At 39.6% G+C, this 18064-nt stretch carries 18 protein-coding genes; 15 read left to right on the forward strand and 3 right to left on the reverse strand.

Annotation, left to right across the window (positions count from 1 at the left end; translation table 11 throughout):
- Positions 1 to 19: 19 nt before the first annotated feature.
- Complete coding sequence (locus CAPGI0001_RS05950) at positions 20 to 1576, forward strand: flotillin family protein (protein ID WP_040359808.1); 1557 nt, start codon at positions 20 to 22, stop codon at positions 1574 to 1576.
- A 76-nt stretch (positions 1577 to 1652) separates the two neighbouring features.
- Here CAPGI0001_RS05950 and CAPGI0001_RS05955 read toward each other — a convergent pair whose 3' ends face one another.
- Positions 1653 to 2420, reverse strand: coding sequence for a hypothetical protein (locus CAPGI0001_RS05955; protein WP_002667899.1), 768 nt, complete (start codon positions 2418 to 2420; stop codon positions 1653 to 1655).
- 11 nt (positions 2421 to 2431) lie between these two features.
- Entirely contained in the window at positions 2432 to 5404 is a 2973-nt protein-coding gene (locus tag CAPGI0001_RS05960; RefSeq protein ID WP_002667831.1) for a VIT domain-containing protein, read from the reverse strand.
- A 109-nt stretch (positions 5405 to 5513) separates the two neighbouring features.
- On the opposite strand from CAPGI0001_RS05960, the gene CAPGI0001_RS05965 reads away from it, so the two are divergent.
- The gene (locus CAPGI0001_RS05965) at positions 5514 to 7193 is read left to right on the forward strand and encodes a L,D-transpeptidase family protein (RefSeq protein ID WP_002667752.1); all 1680 of its coding nucleotides are present in this window, start codon (positions 5514 to 5516) and stop codon (positions 7191 to 7193) included.
- A gap of 3 nt (positions 7194 to 7196) precedes the next feature.
- On the opposite strand, the gene lipB is transcribed toward CAPGI0001_RS05965, so the two are convergent.
- On the reverse strand, positions 7197 to 7892 hold the full coding sequence (gene lipB, locus CAPGI0001_RS05970; RefSeq protein ID WP_002667785.1) for a lipoyl(octanoyl) transferase LipB: 696 nt from the start codon (positions 7890 to 7892) through the stop codon (positions 7197 to 7199).
- Positions 7893 to 8081: 189 nt separating this feature from the next.
- Here lipB and CAPGI0001_RS13195 point away from each other — a divergent pair, with 189 nt between their 5' ends.
- The 13 genes from CAPGI0001_RS13195 (at position 8082) to CAPGI0001_RS06035 (ending at position 18058) form a co-directional block, all read left to right on the forward strand.
- Positions 8082 to 8300 carry a hypothetical protein gene (locus CAPGI0001_RS13195; RefSeq protein ID WP_002667683.1) on the forward strand — a complete coding sequence of 73 codons (219 nt, stop codon included), beginning with the start codon at positions 8082 to 8084 and terminating at the stop codon, positions 8298 to 8300.
- 47 nt (positions 8301 to 8347) lie between these two features.
- Complete coding sequence (locus tag CAPGI0001_RS05980) at positions 8348 to 9043, forward strand: class I SAM-dependent methyltransferase (protein ID WP_002667763.1); 696 nt, start codon at positions 8348 to 8350, stop codon at positions 9041 to 9043.
- A 59-nt stretch (positions 9044 to 9102) separates the two neighbouring features.
- A complete protein-coding gene (locus CAPGI0001_RS05985; RefSeq protein WP_002667835.1) occupies positions 9103 to 9591 on the forward strand; it encodes a DUF1877 family protein in 489 nt (162 codons plus the stop codon).
- 27 nt (positions 9592 to 9618) lie between these two features.
- The gene (locus CAPGI0001_RS05990) at positions 9619 to 11238 is read left to right on the forward strand and encodes an ABC-F family ATP-binding cassette domain-containing protein (RefSeq protein ID WP_002667736.1); all 1620 of its coding nucleotides are present in this window, start codon (positions 9619 to 9621) and stop codon (positions 11236 to 11238) included.
- 119 nt (positions 11239 to 11357) lie between these two features.
- On the forward strand, positions 11358 to 12851 hold the full coding sequence (locus CAPGI0001_RS05995) for a hypothetical protein (protein ID WP_002667907.1): 1494 nt from the start codon (positions 11358 to 11360) through the stop codon (positions 12849 to 12851).
- Between the two features lie 229 nt (positions 12852 to 13080).
- A complete protein-coding gene (locus CAPGI0001_RS06000) occupies positions 13081 to 13506 on the forward strand; it encodes a hypothetical protein (RefSeq protein WP_002667713.1) in 426 nt (141 codons plus the stop codon).
- Positions 13507 to 13570: 64 nt separating this feature from the next.
- Entirely contained in the window at positions 13571 to 14467 is an 897-nt protein-coding gene (locus tag CAPGI0001_RS06005; protein WP_002667826.1) for a hypothetical protein, read from the forward strand.
- 16 nt (positions 14468 to 14483) lie between these two features.
- Entirely contained in the window at positions 14484 to 14930 is a 447-nt protein-coding gene (locus CAPGI0001_RS06010; protein ID WP_002667857.1) for a GyrI-like domain-containing protein, read from the forward strand.
- Positions 14931 to 14943: 13 nt separating this feature from the next.
- The gene (locus tag CAPGI0001_RS06015) at positions 14944 to 15399 is read left to right on the forward strand and encodes a DUF1569 domain-containing protein (RefSeq protein ID WP_002667695.1); all 456 of its coding nucleotides are present in this window, start codon (positions 14944 to 14946) and stop codon (positions 15397 to 15399) included.
- 96 nt (positions 15400 to 15495) lie between these two features.
- Entirely contained in the window at positions 15496 to 15972 is a 477-nt protein-coding gene (locus CAPGI0001_RS06020; RefSeq protein WP_040359829.1) for a hypothetical protein, read from the forward strand.
- Between the two features lie 15 nt (positions 15973 to 15987).
- Entirely contained in the window at positions 15988 to 16695 is a 708-nt protein-coding gene (locus CAPGI0001_RS06025) for an SMI1/KNR4 family protein (RefSeq protein WP_002667745.1), read from the forward strand.
- A 31-nt stretch (positions 16696 to 16726) separates the two neighbouring features.
- Positions 16727 to 17359, forward strand: a complete 633-nt coding sequence (locus CAPGI0001_RS06030) for a hypothetical protein (RefSeq protein ID WP_002667870.1) — start codon at positions 16727 to 16729, stop codon at positions 17357 to 17359.
- Between the two features lie 9 nt (positions 17360 to 17368).
- On the forward strand, positions 17369 to 18058 hold the full coding sequence (locus tag CAPGI0001_RS06035; RefSeq protein ID WP_002667722.1) for an SMI1/KNR4 family protein: 690 nt from the start codon (positions 17369 to 17371) through the stop codon (positions 18056 to 18058).
- Positions 18059 to 18064: the final 6 nt, after the last annotated feature.

Genomic DNA, 18064 nt, shown 5'->3' on the forward strand with positions numbered 1-18064 from the left:
TAATTAACAATTAAATAAAATGGATTTTTCATCACCAATTAGTTTGATTGCGATATTTGCAGTCGTATTATTTGTAACGATTGTGTCGCTTACTGCGCGTTACAAGCGTTGTCCTTCGGACAAGATATTAGTTATTTATGGGCGTACGGGAGGCTCTTCTGCACGCTGTATACATGGAGGAGGGGCTTTTGTATGGCCTGTAATTCAGGATTTTGCCTATTTGGACTTGCGCCCACTCTCTATCGAGGCCAATCTATACAATGCACTGAGCCGTCAGAATATCCGTGTGGATGTGCCCTGTCGCTTTACCATAGCTATCTCCACCGAGCCAGAGAATATGAATGCTGCTGCAGAGCGCTTGTTAGGGCTTTCTCCTGAACAAATTCAAGAATTGGCCAAGGATATTCTCTTCGGGCAACTTCGTTTGGTGATTGCTACTATGACTATTGAGGAGATCAACTCCGACCGAGATAAGTTCCTTGACAACATTTCTAAAAATGTGGATAGTGAGCTCAAAAAAATAGGTCTGAAACTCATCAATGTCAATGTAACCGATATTAAAGATGAGTCAGGTTATATAGAAGCCCTTGGTAAGGAAGCCGCAGCTAAGGCTATCAACGAAGCTAAGATTAGTGTAGCTGAACAAGAAAAGATAGGGGAGACTGGTAAAGCTCTTGCTGATAGAGAGCGTGATACACAAATAGCAGAAACACAAAGAGATAGGGATGTAAAAATCGCTATTACTCAAAAAAATAAGGAAATTAGTATCGCTCAGGCCAAAAAGGATGAAACGGTGGGTATCGCTGAAGCTAAGAAAGATGAATCCATAGGGAAGGCAGAAGCGGATCGTGATAGCCGTATCAAAATCTCTGAAGCTAATGCCTCCGCCATCAAAGGGGAGAACGAGGCTAAGATAGAGATTGCCAATTCTGATGCCCTTCGTAGAGAAAAAGAAGCAGAATCCTTGCGTATCGCTATCTCAGCAGAGAAAGTACAGCAGGCTAAGGCCTTGGAAGAAGCCTATTCTGCTGAAGAGAAAGCCGAATCGGCTCGTGCAGAAAGAGAGCGTGCTACCCAACAGGCCAATATCATTGTCCCTGCTGAAATCGCTAAGCAACGCGTCATTATAGAAGCTCAAGCGGAAGCAGACCGCTTACGTGAGAATGCCAAAGGGGAAGCCGATGCCATCTATGCGAAAATGGAAGCTGAAGCGAAAGGTCTCTTTGAAATCCTCACCAAGCAGGCACAAGGATATAAGGATGTGGTAAGTGCTGCAGGAGGTGATCCTACCAAAGCCTTCCAATTGTTGCTCATAGAAAAGCTTCCTGAACTGGTAAAAACCCAAGTGGAAGCAGTTAAGAATATCAAGATTGATAAGATTACTGTTTGGGATTCAGGTCAGGGGGAAAATGGTAATACTTCTACTGCCAACTTTGTCTCTGGTATGATGAAGACCGTACCACCACTTAACGATCTCTTCAATATGGCAGGACTTAATTTGCCAAATTATTTAGCCAAGGCAAACGAAACTCCTCAAGAGATACCCTCCGAAGAGGTACCCACAGAGGATAAGTAAGAGGTAATACAAAAGATAAAAAGGTATAGCTAAAATCAAACTTAGCTATACCTTTTTCATTTTACGCACTTTGTTTTTACTTAGTAATGATAATAATCTTGGAATCTCCTCTTTCTTTTGGATGCTTGTCTAATGCATTAAAACTAAATTGTAATGTATGTTCATCTATCTGCTGGAGGTAAGGATGATTTCCTTGAATAGATTTTATCTTTCGATCAAATTTACAAAAGAGATTGATTTTCATCTGAAAAGGGCTTTCTATTTTTTGTATAGTTTCAGAGGAGGCAGCTGCTTCGGATGTTTCATCAGAAGTAGCTTTAATCTCTTCTTTTGAGGTCTCACTACTTTCTTCTTCGGGACAGTTTAATTTTTCTTTTTTACCGATCTTAGTAAGCTCTTGGGGATCGAATATAAGAGTTTTTCCATCCCACTTGAAAACAGAAGCAAATAAATCTCCATACTTAGTATTTTCACTCTTGGAAATTTTTTCCATTCCACTCCATTGTTTTTGACTTATGCGATCGGCTTTGAGGGCAAATCCATAAGGTACCTCTCCTTTGTAAAGTCCTTTGAGGAACATTCTTTTGGCCAATTCTATGGAATCTTTATTGGTTATAGGCTCTCCTTTTTCTTTACTTATTTGGTAAAGACTTTTCCAGTTCTTCGAAAGTTCCTTATTAGTAAAAGACTTCATTATGCTATCTCCTGTAAACTTGAGGATACCTTCCATATCTACTTCTGCTAAGAGAGAGGTTGTTTGGTTCTTATGGAAAGTAAAAGTAGCATTAGTTGTACAGGAACTAAATCCCCATAAGACTACTAAGATGATCAATAAATGTCTCATACATTTGTCTTTTAGAACTCAAAACTTCCTACTTCTATGACTTCTCTTTGGTTAGAGAGACGTACGGTAGTTTCCTGTTTTTTCTCTTGAGGAGTACCATAGTGCGTAAAGAAAGTAATACGAAGGCTTACAGGGAAAAGCTGCTTTTGGGAGCGATTTCCATAGTAATTTACCGCTATTTTATAGGTGCCCTTAGGAGCTTTTTTGAGCATAAACTCTTCAGGCCCATAGCCCCCTGTTACGTCTTGGCTTATGATACCCCCTAAGTAAGTTTGTCTATGTCCATAGTAGCATTTTTCATCTTCAGGGTCGGTAACCCACAAGTCCATATCGGAGTTGTCCGTATCCCAAGTGAGTACCACGCGAATATCTACGGGTTCCTTCTTGAGCAAGCGCTTGTCTATAAAAGAAGTGCGGATACCCTTTTGTGTATTTACAAGATCATTAATTTCGTTCATAACGATTAGTTGTATATCCCTAAAGCGATCATCCCAAGGACGTTCCACAACCTTGTAGAGGGTCTCTACAGCCTGTTGATATTCTCCCCCTTGGGAGAGAGCCTGTCCTAAGTCACGATAGGACTGAGGTTCTTCCTCACGGATAGAGAGCACCTTACGGAATATTTCTATAGCTTCCTTATGAGCCTTGTAGGAAGAGAGTTTGTAGCCCAATACACGGAGTAGTTGGGCATCCTCCAAGCCCAATTCGGCCAAGTTGGACACCACTAAAACAGCCTGCTCGGTATCCCCTTTTTTGAAGAAGTAATCCGCCACATCCACATAGAAAGAAGGTGTTTGCCCATATTCCTTCTTGAGCTTATAGTAAGTCTCTATCGCTTTGGCAGGATCGGCATACTCCATCACCTTTAGGTAGGGGGTGTCAGGATTATATTGGTTTAATGTTATTTTGGAAGGGTTCATTGTCGGCTCACCACTACGATCTTCATAGTCCTCACTTTGCTCTTCATAATTAAGAACCTGTGCAGTTTCTTTAGCAGCGTTTTTGTTCTGTCGTCTTTTTTTTCTGGAGGAGCGACTATAGCCTACCATTACTTCAGCCAACTCAGCCTGGCTACTCTCTGAAATAGAACCTATACCACGTATAACGAGCGTGGAGGCACTAGCACGGGCATTTATACCAGCGGTACTCTCGTTGGAAGATTGATCTGCTGTATTCTTGACAGGTTTGGTACCTGCGATAGGGAAGGAGGTATTCCACCATTTGCTTTGAGCCTCAGAGAGTTTTACAATATGGTCAAGGTGTGCTTTCTTTGTTTTTTCTTTATTTTGTTTTTCGGTATTAACAAGACGATTGTACTCTCTTTGGAACTCCTCGGGAGGAGTGATCTGGTAACGTACATAATCCGCTACCGTTTCCAATACGATCAGAGAATTTCCTTCGGTTACGATACCATATTGGCGCCCTACAGCATCAATATCCTTGGCCTGTGCTCCCTCTCTTTGGAGTTGGGTAATCTTCTTTTCTGCCCATATACGGCGTAAAAGAGCAAATTCTCCAGCAGAGGCAGAGTTGTTTTTAGAAAAAGTAACCTCTTTTTCTACGACAACCTTTCCTGAATACCCTAAAGACACCACCAAAGTAGCCTCATCCGAGTTTAGTTCTCCAGAGAAAGTAAAGTTTTCCCCTACCAATGCTCCTTTTTGAGGATATAAGTCAGTTACATTCCCACTTTTTACCTTATATCCTAAGAGTTGGAAGGACTGATAGCGTAATGCCTTGACCGCATCGAGTAGTTCTTGAGAGGAGAGGTTGATAAAACTACCTCCTGTAGCCCCTGCTAAGTACTGTAGTTTGTCCATATTGGCCACCAGCTCAGAGGTGATGACACACACAGGAGCATGAAGTCTTTTAACGAGATTGTTGATTTGGAATGCCTCCTTGCCAAAATTAAAAATACCATTGGAGAAGAGGAAGTATTCGTCTGCTCCAGCAGGGAATGTCATGGCATTGCCATCGGTAGCCCCATCATAGGTAAGTTTGTCCAAATGATCCTTGAGAGCTTGCCAGTTACCTTCTTTGATTTCGAAAGAAATAGGTTTAGAAGCGTAGATGTGGAAGGTAGTGAGAACTACCTTTACGTTTTTTACTTCTTTGAAATAGCTGTCCAAGAGCATATATTCTTTGGCAAAGTCCCTTTTTTCGCTTGAAGAAGAAACATCCCAAAGGATTCCTAAGGTTTTCGGAGCTTCTTTAGCCCTTAGTTCTTGTTTTTCCAAAGCAATATTTCCATAGAGGTAACTTTTATCCCCTTGGGAAGCGGTAAGTAGTTGTGGTTTGTCTATCTTAGGAAAGAGTAGTGCTATATTTTTGTTCAAAGTAAAGTTAGTTTTCTCCACCTCACTGAGATAGCTGTTGCGGCTTTGGATAAAGTCCAGTTGTAGGGAGTTTTGGATATCGGCCTTGACAAAGCGAGAGACCACCTCGGTACGAATCTTGAACTTCTTGAGTTTCGCCGCATTGGCAATAGGAAGGAAGTAGAAATCCTGTCCGTTCTTTTGGGAGAGTTCCTGCTCAAAAGCAATCAAGATACGGCGAGAGCCCTTGCGCGGCATAGGATATACACGAGCGCGGAAGTTGTTTCCTTCCGTTTTCTCTAAAAGACCAGGGTCTACCCCACGGCGGACGATATCCTCGAACGCCTTGCGTCCTAAGGATTTGTCCACGACTACACCCTCACGGAGCTTGCCGTCAATATCCAAGGCAAAGCGAGAGACTTGCTGCCCTTCGGCGAGGGGAAACTCAAACTCGCCTTCCATCACACGGTTGTTAGGATTGTAGAAAGTCATTTCCATCGTAGTTACGGCCGTTTGCCCTACTACGAGAATATCCACCGAGAGGTCTTGTAGCTGCATAGGATGAACATTGTCCTCGCTGACTACTTTTACTTCTGGGATTATTGTTTTTTGCGCCATCGCTACAGATAATCCCCCAAATAAAACGAGAAAAGATAGGAGTTTTTTCATAAATTTTCTTTTAAAAAATTAGGATAGAAATATTTACACAAAAAACATGCCAAAATTTTGATTATAGTCTTAAAAAAATCATTATCTTTGCGCCCAAAAAAATAATAACATGTTAAAGCATTTGTGTTTTCTTTTCTTTTCATTACTTCTTATAGGATGTAAGGAAAAAAACAGCAAAGCTGTAGTAGACGAATTTGCCGATAGGGAGATTAACGAATCCTATCAGTCTGTATCCCTGCAAGATACCGCAATGGCTACCCTCAAGAAGGTAACCATCAAGGATCCCTTGTACAAGCCCGCCATAGAGCGAGAGGTAGTTGATTTTTACAAAAAATATAATTACCAAACCCGTTGGCTCTATCAGAATAAGCCTTCACCTCTTTTTACCTCTTATATACAGGTACTTACAGCACTTTCGGATTATGGATTTTTTCCAGAGAACTACCGCCAAAAGGAGCTTTCTCAGAAAGTAGATTCCCTATATAAGGGGAGACTATCCTTGACAGACTTGGAGGAGACCGATAGGGAGATTACTGCTTCTTTTCTGCTATTTACCCGTCACCTTACCCGAGGAAGAGTTCCTAAGGTAGGGGATGAGAAGCGTGTATGGAAGCGTACCCGTCCGCTATTGGACAATGTGGAGCTGCTCCTCAAGCTCAAGGACAATGACAACCTCTCTCAGATCATAGAAGCCCTACAGCCCCAACAACCTTTCTATAAGGCGATGGCTCAGCGCTATAGAGAGTTAGAGAAGGATACCGCCGAAGTACTAACCCCTTTTGCTATCACAGATCTCAAGAGCTATACTATAGGCTATGCTGATAGTACCATCTTAGCCCTACGTGCTTGTCTGAAGCATAAGGGATATGAATCCCCTGTACAGGAAAATCCTGAACAGGTGGATTCACTATTGGTGGAAGCAGTGAAAGATTTTCAACGAAGTATTGGAATTCCTGCAGATGGGGTGCCAGGAGCCCAAACAATGGGTTATTTGTTAATGACAGCCAAGGAAAAAAGAGACTTACTGCTCTTGAATATGGAGCGTTTGCGCTGGCATAATAAGGACTTAGGAGAGGATTATATTTTGGTGAACATACCCGAATATCGCTTGCGCCTCTTCCATAAGGATTCTTTGGTCTTCCAAACCCGTGTAGTGGTAGGCAATCCAGAGACTCCCACTCCTATTTTTTCTGATAGCCTAAGGTATGTAGAGTTCCGTCCTACTTGGTCTGTGCCTCAAAGCATTGTACGTAAGGAGATGATACCTAATATCATAAGCAGTAGAGACTCCCTCAAATATGCTAAGCGTGGTTATAAGCTCTATGAGAATAATAAGGAAATAGACCCTGCAAAGGTCAATTGGCATGACGAACGCATTAGCAAGCGGGCATTTTACTTTGTAGAAGCTCCCTCTGAGAACAATTCGTTGGGCTTGGTCAAGTTTGTCCTCTACAATGATATGAGTATATACCTACATGACACTCCCTCCAAGCGCCTTTTTGGCAATACCCAACGCACCTATAGCCATGGATGTATCCGTGTGGAATATCCAGAAAGATTGGCTACGAAACTGCTCAGAGGCTCTGAAGAATGGGATGCTGAGAAGGTGAAAGAAGCCATGACCACAGGGCGTGACCAGCGTAGGGTACGCCCTAAGCAGCACTTTGTCATTGATGTCTCCTACCTTACCGCTTGGGTAGACGAAGAAGGTAAGCTCATTATTCGAAATGACCCTTATCAGTTTGACAAAGAGCAACTTAAGATACTCAATCGCTATAAGAGTATGTAGTACTTAGGCCAATGTAGCCGAAAATACCTCTAAGAAATGCTGGGTGATACGCTCTCGCACCTCCTGTAGTGACACCTGGTGTCCCAGCTCGCCCTCAAGCGAAGCTACAGCCTTATCGGCAATACCACAAGGGACAATATAATTGAAATAGCTTAGGTCGGTATTGACATTCAGGGCAAAGCCATGCATGGTCACCCAGCGAGAAGCTCTTACCCCCATGGCACATATCTTGCGAGCACGCGGGGTACCTACTTCTATCCAGACACCTGTTTCTCCCTTGCTACGTTCCCCCTTGATACCATAGTCAGCAAGAGTGAGGATAATCACCTCCTCTAAGGAGCGTAAGTATTGGTGAATGTCTGGCGAAAAATTGTCCAAGTCCAAGATAGGATACCCCACCACTTGCCCTAAGCCATGGTAAGTGATATCCCCTCCGCGGTTCACCTTATAGAAAGAAATATGTTTTTCCTTAAGAAACTCCTCACTCATGAGCAAGTGCTCCATGACTCCACTTTTGCCAAGAGTCAGTACATGAGGGTGTTCTACAAAAATCAAATAGTTAGGAGTCTCGATAGGTAAGGGGAGGTTTTTGTTGGCCACTTTCAGGTCGATAGTGGACTGGAAGAGCTTCTCTTGTTCTTCCCAAGCTTCCTTATAGTCCTTTAATCCCCAATCAATTAGGGTAATTTTTTTGTTCATAAGATCTGTCAAGATAAGAGAATGCAAAGTTACGAAAAAAAAGAATTTTTTCCTATAGAAAAGAGTGGAACTTTGAGAGGAAAATTGTATCTTTGTTGCTTTAAAAAACAATCATGAGCAGATTATCTGAGTTTAAAGAGTTTTACCTGAGAGTAGTGCTACCTAATACTTCTTTACGAAGAAGGAAAAGTGATAGAAGATATTCGTCAGGTGAGTGCTTATGCACGCTTAGAAAAGGTTTATAAAAAACTCGGCTTAGAAAACAGTAACCAACTCATAGACTGTCTTATCATTTATCCTTCGTTGGAAGAAAACAAAGATTTGAATTTTAATAAATTAGAGACTATTGAAGGCTATGCTAAAATCTATAAACAAAGTCTCTCCATCCCATTAATCATTGAACATTAATCATTGAGCATTAATCATTGAGCATTAATCATTAATCATTATTTATTATGTCTCAGTTCTATAACTGTATTGCGGAAAAATACGATTTTATCTTTCCACTATCTCCAGCTCACCAAACATTTTTTGCGGATGAGCTTCGAGGGCATACTGTCCTTGATGTAGGTGCCGCTACGGGCAATCTTACCGCTTACCTAAGCTCACAAGGATACGAAGTTACCGCTATCGACCTCAGTGAGCGATTGATTGCCAAAGCTGCTGAAAAGGGCGTTAGCGTACAACAACGTGATATGCTTACTATTGATGAGCTTTCCACCTTTGACAACATTGTTTGTATCGGTAATACACTCCCACATTTGGATAGTAAGGTCTCTGTACAGCTCTTTTTACAAAAAGCTTATGGACAACTCACTCAAGGGGGTAAACTTGTCCTGCAATTGGTCAATTTTGAAAAATATTTTGCCCAGCAACAAGGCGATTATCTCGGTAATCTCCCCTTGATAACCAATGATAAGGTGAAGTTTGAGCGATTTTACTATCTCAATGAGGAAGGGAAAATTCGTTTCAAGACTATTTTGGACGATACCATAGAAAATGAGGAACTGTTACAGCCTATTTTCGCTGACGAACTTACCCAATGGCTTACTCAAATAGGATTTCAAGCCATCAACCTATATGGTAATTTCAAAAAAGACCCTTTTGATAAGGGAAAATCAATGGCACTGATAATCACTGCAGAGAAGTAATTTCCATATCTTACAAATATTCCGTACTTTTGCATTTTCTAAACTTTAGAATAAACAATATGGCACGATTAGGCGTTTTTTATGCACTTAGTGATGAGCAAGTAGATGCTATTGCAGAACAAGATGATGACAAGATGTATGCTTATATGCTCAACACTATTGAAGAAAATCTCTTGGGTACACCCAAAAGTTATCAGATAGATAAAGCGTGGGAAGGCATTCATTATTGTCTTTGTGAGGGTGATTGGTACAAAGAAGAAGGAATAGCTCCTAATATTGTTTTTGGAGGTTATTTATTATTGGATCATAATGATTGTGTAATATTTGTGAATGACCTCGATAATATTCAAAAAATTGTAGACTATCTTGAAGAGAATAATCTACAAGAGATTATCAAAAAGAATTTTGAAAAAATTCCCTCAGACTATTCATATACTAAAAACAAGGAAGAACTTAACTATTTGTTGAGTTGGAGCAAAGGGGTATTAGATTTTTATAAATATGCTTTGAAGAACCAACTAAATACTATTTTTACCGTAGATCTTTAATTAATCATTAAACATTAATCATTAACAATGTTATCAGTATCCAATTTATCCGTACAATTCGGAAAACGCGTCCTCTTCGATGAGGTAAACGTAACTTTTACACAAGGCAACTGCTACGGCATCATCGGTGCCAATGGAGCAGGCAAATCTACTTTCCTAAAAATTCTTTCAGGCAAGCAAGAACCTACTTCGGGGCGTGTGATCCTCGAACCAGGCAAGCGTATGTCGGTGCTTGAGCAAGACCACTATGCCTATGACGACTACACCGTTTTAGACACTGTGATTATGGGCAACAAAGTCCTCTCCAAAGTCAAAAAAGAGATGGACGACCTCTATGCGGACTATTCCGATGAGCACGCCGAACGCATCGGTGAGCTACAAATACAGTTTGATGAGATGAATGGCTGGAACGCCGAGAGTGATGCGGCAGCCCTGCTCTCCAATTTGGGCATCTCTGAGGATATGCACTATACCCTAATGTCCGAAATGGACGGCAAACTCAAAGTGCGAGTACTTCTCGCGCAAGCACTCTTCGGTAACCCCGATGTACTCATAATGGACGAGCCTACCAACGACCTCGACTTCGAGACTATAGGCTGGCTGGAGAACTTTTTGGCAAACTATGACAATACAGTGATTGTAGTTTCCCACGACCGTCACTTCCTTGATGCCGTTTGTACCCATATCTCCGATATAGATTTTGGGAAAATCAACCATTTTTCGGGTAACTATACTTTCTGGTACGAAAGTAGCCAGTTGGCAGCCCGTCAGCGTGCGCAACAGAATAAAAAAGCGGAAGAGAAAGCCAAAGAGTTACAGGAATTTATTGCGCGCTTTAGTGCCAACGTGGCAAAATCAAAACAGGCAACCTCTCGTAAGAAGATGTTGGAGAAACTCAATATCGAGGAAATCAAACCGTCCTCTCGTCGTTACCCTGCGATCATTTTCGACCGCGACCGTGAGGCTGGCGACCAAATCCTACACGTGGAAAACCTCGCTGCGTCTATCGATGGCCAGGTATTGTTTAAAAATGTGGATATTAACCTTGCCAAAGACGACAAAGTAGCCGTGATTTCTAAGGATTCACGCGCCACCACTGCTTTTTATGAGATTCTCAACGGCAACCTCAAGCCCGATACGGGTACTTTTGCGTGGGGAATTACCACTTCGCAGTCTTACCTGCCCGTGGATAACTCCGATTTCTTCACCCAAGACCTTTCCTTGGTGGATTGGTTGCGCCAATGGGCAAAAACAGAGGAAGAGCGCGAGGAAGTATACGTGCGCGGCTTCTTGGGCAAGATGCTTTTCAGTGGCGAGGAAGCCCTTAAAAACTGCAAAGTGCTCTCAGGAGGCGAGAAAGTGCGCTGTATGCTCAGCCGTATGATGATGTTGCGCGCTAATGTGCTAATGCTGAACGAACCTACCAACCATTTGGATTTGGAGAGTATCACCGCCTTCAACAACTCGCTGAAAAACTTCAAAGGCACCGTGCTTTTCACCACTCACGACCACGAATTTTCGCAAACCGTTGCCAATCGTATCATCGAGCTTACCCCTAGTGGTATTATCGACCGCTATATGACCTTTGATGAGTATATGGACGACAAAAATATTCAAGAATTGAGAGAAAAGATGTACAAACAATGATTAATTATTAATGATTAATGGTTAATCACAGCACTTTGGCAAAGGTCATTGCACAAAAAGGTGATTAAAATGAGCTTTGCCAGAGTCTTTTTATAATGAAAAGCCCAAAACAGAATTATATGGAACTTAATCAATTCATCTGGAACAATTATAAAGAGAGTAAAGAAGGGCAAGAAGTTATTAAACTTTTTGAGGAAGGATATTTGGAAGATATTATTTCTAAATTTGTAAAAGATGGTTCTAATAAAGACTTAGAACAATATTTATTTATTATTGATGATATCGTAAATTCATCTCCTCTTCCAGAAAATATTAAGTATAAAGACTTTTATCCATATATTTTGGAAAATGGTTTAAAGATATTGGATGAGTCTGAAAAAGAATATGATATTTTTAAACCAGAAGAATATGATATGATAATAGCCTTTATAGAGCCTTTTTCTTTATGCCTGTTTTCTTCAAACGAAGAACGAGAGGAAGACTTCTATATTCCTTATTTTTTCCAAATGAACTTTGGTAACTTACAAAAAATAGCAGATACTTTTAATATTGAATTACCAAAAGTTCCTTTAAGAAAAGACAAAAGAGAAAGAGCTTTATACTACTTAGAATTTTGTAAGCTTTGGAATGAATTTAGGAAGCAAAATAATCTTACCATATTTGAGTTATGTGCTTTCCTTTATGATTTTGCTCCTAAATTTATAGGAAAAGAAAAGGAACAGACTTTACCTGAGCCTACTAATATTTGGATAACAGGGGGAGGAATAAAAAATGGGGACTACAAATTTCTGAGTGAAGCAAAATCTGATAGTACTTGTTTTTGGTCAGGAAATGAAGATGCTGTAAAAGGTGATATAATTCTTATGTATTGTCTTTCTCCCAAAAGTAGTATAGAATTTGTTTGTAGAGCAGTTACCGATGGTATTCGTGACCCTTTTTTCTGGTATTATGGAGAAACACATATAGGACATATCCAACATATTAAACCTATTACTCTTGCTGAAATAAAAGCAGATGAGCATTTAAAGGGACTTCCGATTGTTCGCAAGAACTTTCAAGGAGTGAATGGCATAAGACTTCAAAATGAAGATTATGCTTGGATTTTAGAAATACTACAACAAAAAGGAGAGGATATTTCTCAGTTACCTAAACTCTCGTCTGCCAACTTTACTCTTAATCAGGATTGTAAAAACGAACGAGAAGTAGAGGTTAAAATAGTAGAACCTTTTCTGAAAGGCCTCAATTATTCTGAAAATGATTGGGTTCGACAGCTTCCTGTAAGAATGGGACGAGGAGAACGCAATTTTCCTGATTATGTGTTCTTTGCTGAAACCAAAAAAGGTTATGAAAGAGGTAAAATGATATTAGAAACAAAGTTTTATATCAAGTCTAATGCAGAGTTGGAAGAAACTTTTCAGCAAGCACAATCGTATGCTCTTAGATTAAATGCCAATAGGATAGTTATATGCGATAAAGATTTCATTTGGATTTATATGAGGGAAAACAATAACTTTGACCGAACTAAGTATTTAAAATACAATTGGCAAGAAATGAATAATCCTGAAATTTTTAATACCGTTAAAAAAGAAATAGGAAAGGATTTTATAAAATAAATTGAAATTTATTGCGAATATAAAATAGCTGATAAAACTTAATAGAGACTCAAAATGGTACAGGAGCAGGGGGCTATGATGTTTGTTGGCAGATCGTAAAGGGCGTTTATAAAACAAGAGAGGTAGGGCATTTTAATTAAAAGGAAGAAAACCCCAACTTTTAGAGCGTATCAGCAAGTTTGTAAGAAGTTAAAGAGAATTTATTAAAAACTATTTAAATAAAAAGAAAATGACAAAGAATATTACTATTTGGATCTTTAGCGTATTGTTTTTACTGATTACTTGCGTAGGTATCAATGATTTTTGTCATACAATGACCTACAATGAAGCGTATATCGGCAGCCATTTTGGAGCAGGAGGACTGATTTATTTCAAAAATTATCCTTTGGCATTAGCTATTTTATTCGGTATTACCGTATTCTTGCCTCCTATAAGTGTTATTACGGTGTTGTTGTTTCGCAAAAAGGTCGCCACTTCTATAATGATGTGTGCACTTGTAGCAATGTTGCTTTTAGACGTTTATACCTTTTGCTTTCGTCAGCGTTGGCAATTATTAGGGGAGCAAACCTCTATATATGATGTAGTCATATTAGGGATTTTTCTTTTATACTACCTATATCTTTTGTTGTTAAAGAGGAAAAATATCATTAAGTAAAGTAAGTTAAGGAGTTAGAGAAAAATTTAACTATTAATAAAGTAACTAAAAATATCCAAAGAAGATGAATACTAACATTATCAGTCAATTAGAAAACTTTTTATCTAAGGCAGGTGAGGCTGTACAACGTGTGTTATTTGTTGCAGACGTCAAAAATCCTATCTATGAAGATAGTCAAGAAGTTTTACAGTTAGCTCAAAAGCAAATAGTAGCACCTTTAGGAGCTATGCCCAACGAAGAAGTGTATGCTTTCATTGGCGTACATTCCAAAACTGTACTTTCAGGAAAAAGAGATAGTGTAGGCTTTGTCATAACCAATTTTAGAGTCCTCACTCAAACAGATGTTTCTGTAATAAGTACCCCTAAAAAAGCTAATAGTCATCTCTTTACCAACAAGGATAACCCTGATGACCTTGCTAGTGAGTTATGGCAAAATTTCATTACGAAAGTAGATGAAACGATCCCAAAAGAGTATGCCACTATGTTGGAAGTTCCTTTGAAAACGGTACTTACCATTGTTCTACTTCAATTGAAAACAGAAGGGCAATTGCCTGATGAGATTAAAAATGCTACAGACCTTAAAGGGAGAATCAAACAGTTAGGGATAGAAGATCAATTGAAATTCTATGCTGAAAATGAAAAGAAATATAAGAAGTTTGCTAACAAACATAAGATAGAAGGCATTCTATTAGGAAGTTTAGCAGCTCCTCTCTTGTTTGGAGGGCTTTATGGCTTTGTACTTACCAAGGAGGGCTTAATAAGTAGGGACTTGATGGAAGAAGCTGTAAGAAGTAGTTGGCAAGAGATCAAAGAACACCCTGCACAAAAGAGCCAAGAAGGTGATGCCTTCACCATAGGTGATAAAAAGCACTTTATCCCTGCACATCAAAAGGAATATATAGAACCTTTTTTAACGCTTATCAATGAAATAGCACAAGAAGAAGTCTCTTTAAACTCATAGATTAATCATATAGAAAATGGAAATCATCGGAATTAGTGTACGCACTACCAATCAGAACGGACAAGCGATGCAAGATATCGGGAACCTTTGGCAACGCTTTTTTAGTGAGCAAATTTTGGCAAAAATACCCAATAAGGTAAGCGATGCCATTTATAGCATCTACACCGATTACCAAAAGGACTATACCGAGCCTTATACTTGTATAATAGGAGTAGAAGTTACCACACTCAGCACGATTCCCGACGGCTTAGAGGGCAGGGAATTCCCTGAACAAACCTTTCAAAAGTTTGTAGCCAAGGGCGCAATGCCTCAAGCAGTAGGGGCAATGTGGCAACATATCTGGGACAACGACGCCACGCTCAATCGCACTTATATATATGACTATGAGCGCTACACCGAGAAGTCTCAGCAAGGCGATGCCTCCGAAGTAGATATTTTTATAGGTGTAAGAGAGAACAAATAACCCTAACAAACAAATGAAAAATTTATATAACGAAGCAGATAAGAACGAAATACTCAATCGGTTAGAAAATCTGAAAGTAGATGCCGTACGTCAGTGGGGAAAGATGAACATTGTACAGATGTTAGCCCACTTGAACGTTTCTTTAGAAACTCCTTTAGGTAAAAACTTCCCCAAGCGGGCATTTATCGGTAGGCTTATAGGAAAATTGGTAAAGAAAAAGTTTATCAACGACCAGCCTATGCCCAAAAATTCCCCTACTGATAAGATGTATGTTATCACAGACATCTCTATGGAGGATTTTGAGAAAGAAAAGCAACGAGCTAAAGAGCTGATAACCCTTTTTTATAACAATGGAAGGGAAAAATGCAGTCAGCACCCGCATTCTTTCTTTGGCAAACTCACTCCCGACGAGTGGGGAATCCTGCAATGGAAACATTTTGACCATCATCTGCGACAATTTGGAGCATAATGAGGATTTTCAAAGTGCAAAAGAGCAAATTCCAAAGTGCAAAATTTGTACTTTGAATTGCACTTTGAAGAGAACAAACAAGTAATTCCTAATGAAATGAATTTAGAAGCTGAAATTGACAAAATTATTCAAACAGATTTCTTTACTAAAATGGGCGTAAAGGAATTTTTGGGCAGTAATGTCATTCTTCTCAAAGATGTGGAGCAGGCTTTTGTAAATCCTACGGAAGAAGCCTTTGCAGGAATGTATAAAGAAGTGCAATGGTTACCCTCAGCTCTTACAGATGCAGACCCTTTTTATAAAAACATACAAATTCCAGAAAATCTGTTACCTTATAGAAAGGAAATTGTGCAGTTCTTCTTGAAAGAGCATAGAAATTTGAACAAAAAATTGTTTTCATTCGGACCGTATGACTTTACAGAAGTCGCAAAGAAAGCAATTGCTTTTGCTTTTAGGCAATATTTGGTAGAAAAACAACTAACTTTGGGTCTTTACTGGGAGAATATAGTGAATGTCTACTACTCAGGGCATTGGCCAATAGGATATTATAAAGAAAAAATATTTGCAATTTAAAAAGTAACTTTTATTATGATAACAACTTTCAATTTTGAGCTTTTTAAAAAGCGTTTAGATCTATTCTTAGAAAAGATAGAAGACTTTGGTGGTGAGACTGACCCTCTTACGATAGAAAAACCCGCTACAGAGGACGAAATCAAAGCAGTAGAGGCACAATTAGGCTATACATTACCTCCACATTTCCGAGAAGTACTCTTGGAAAACACCGCTCATTTGGAATTTTATTGGAGTATCTATACAGATGAAGACGAGGACTATGAGGACGAAGAAAATGGGGTTTTTCTCCCTGATGAATTAGCAGAGATCTCCTCTGGAGAGTTGCTTTTTGGATTAGATTTGCTTTTAGGCTATGAAGAAAGTCGCAAGGGCTGGGAAGAGGATGTATATCCCGATTACAATAACGAATATGACCGTGTTTGGCATAACAAAATGGCTTTTCACCAAGTAGGTAACGGCGATTATATCGCTATTGAGTTAGAGCCAGAGAACTATGGTAAGGTTGTGTATGTGAGCCATGATGGTAGTGAAAACCACGGGCTTTATATAGCTGATAACTTTAAGGAATTCCTAATGAACTATGCTGCTGTGGGTTGTACTGGGAGCGATGATTGGCAATGGGAGCCTTTTTATACCAAAGGCAAAGGGATAGACCCTACCTCAAAGAACGCCAAAACTTGGTATAAGGTATTGGGGATAAATCCAAAGGAGTTGGAAGGGTAAAAAGTATTAGTTACACTGGAAAAATAGAAATATGTTAGGTAATCTATTCAAAAAGAAGCCTACTTTTACTCCTGCAATGCAAGAGTTATTTGTAAAAATAAGTCTTGCACTGCCTCAGCGTTTTCATTTCCTGCAAAAACAACTTACAGAAGGAACCATCAAAGGAATAAAGAAGCCCGAAGGACAGCGCTATCAACTGCGTTTGGATATTCCTTTGCTCAACAAGTATGAAGATAAAAAAGGACGGAATTTCTTAATTGAAAATATCGTAATACAGTCGGTTGAGACAGGCAAAAGTAGTGTGGTGAGTTGGAATGTAGCTTATGGATTGTTATTGATGTATATTACAGCTAATAACGACTTTCTAAAATGGCAAGCTGAGGCGGTAGGGATAGATACTTCCCACATTCGCATAAAGTATTTAGATGATAGCCCTATTGAAAAACTTCTTTCCAAAGAAGAACGGCAATATATAACTCCTAATGACTTATACGAAGTGTCTTTAAACGACAAAACCTACTATCACGTACAGGATATAACCGATGGAGATGGCGATTTTATCGGGATAGATGCCGATAAGAATGTTTATGAGTTTAGGCACGACCCTTTTGAAATCACTTTGCTAACAGAACCCTTAGAAACCATCTTAAAAAATAATAAATAACCTCAAAAAATGAATATACCATTTAATTTTGAGCTTTTTAAAAAGCGCCTGAACTTATTTCTTAGTAAAATAGAAGCTCTTGGTGGGGCTACAGAACCTCTTGCGATAGAAAAACCTGCTACAGAGGAGGAAGTCAAAGCTGTAGAGACACAATTGGGCTATACATTGCCTCCTCATTTCCGCGAAGTGCTTTTGGAAAACACCGCTCATTTGGAGTTTTATTGGGATGTGAATGATGTAACTATTGAAGATGAATCTATAATACCCGATGCCTTGGCGCACATCTATTGCGGGGAATTACTCTTTGGGTTGGATTTGCTTTTGGATTATGAGGAACATCGCAAGGAATGGGCAGCTGATGTTTTCCCTAATTACGAAGACCCAGAAGACCGCATTTGGTATAACAAATTGTGTTTTCATATCAATGTTAACGGTGATTATATCGCTATTGAGTTAGAGCCAGAGAACTATGGTAAGGTTGTGTACCTCAGCCACGATGGTGCAAGCAATCTCGGTACTTATTTAGCTGATAATTTTAAGGAATTCCTGATGAACTATGCTGCTGTGGGCTGTACTGGAGGCGAGGATTGGCAATGGGAGCCTTTTTATACCGCAGGCAAAGGCATAGACCCCACCTCAAAGAACGCCCAAGCGTGGTATAAGGTATTGGGGATAGATTCTAAGGAGTTGGAGGGATAAAACAAA

Source organism: Capnocytophaga gingivalis ATCC 33624 (genome assembly GCF_000174755.1).
Classification (GTDB): domain Bacteria; phylum Bacteroidota; class Bacteroidia; order Flavobacteriales; family Flavobacteriaceae; genus Capnocytophaga; species Capnocytophaga gingivalis.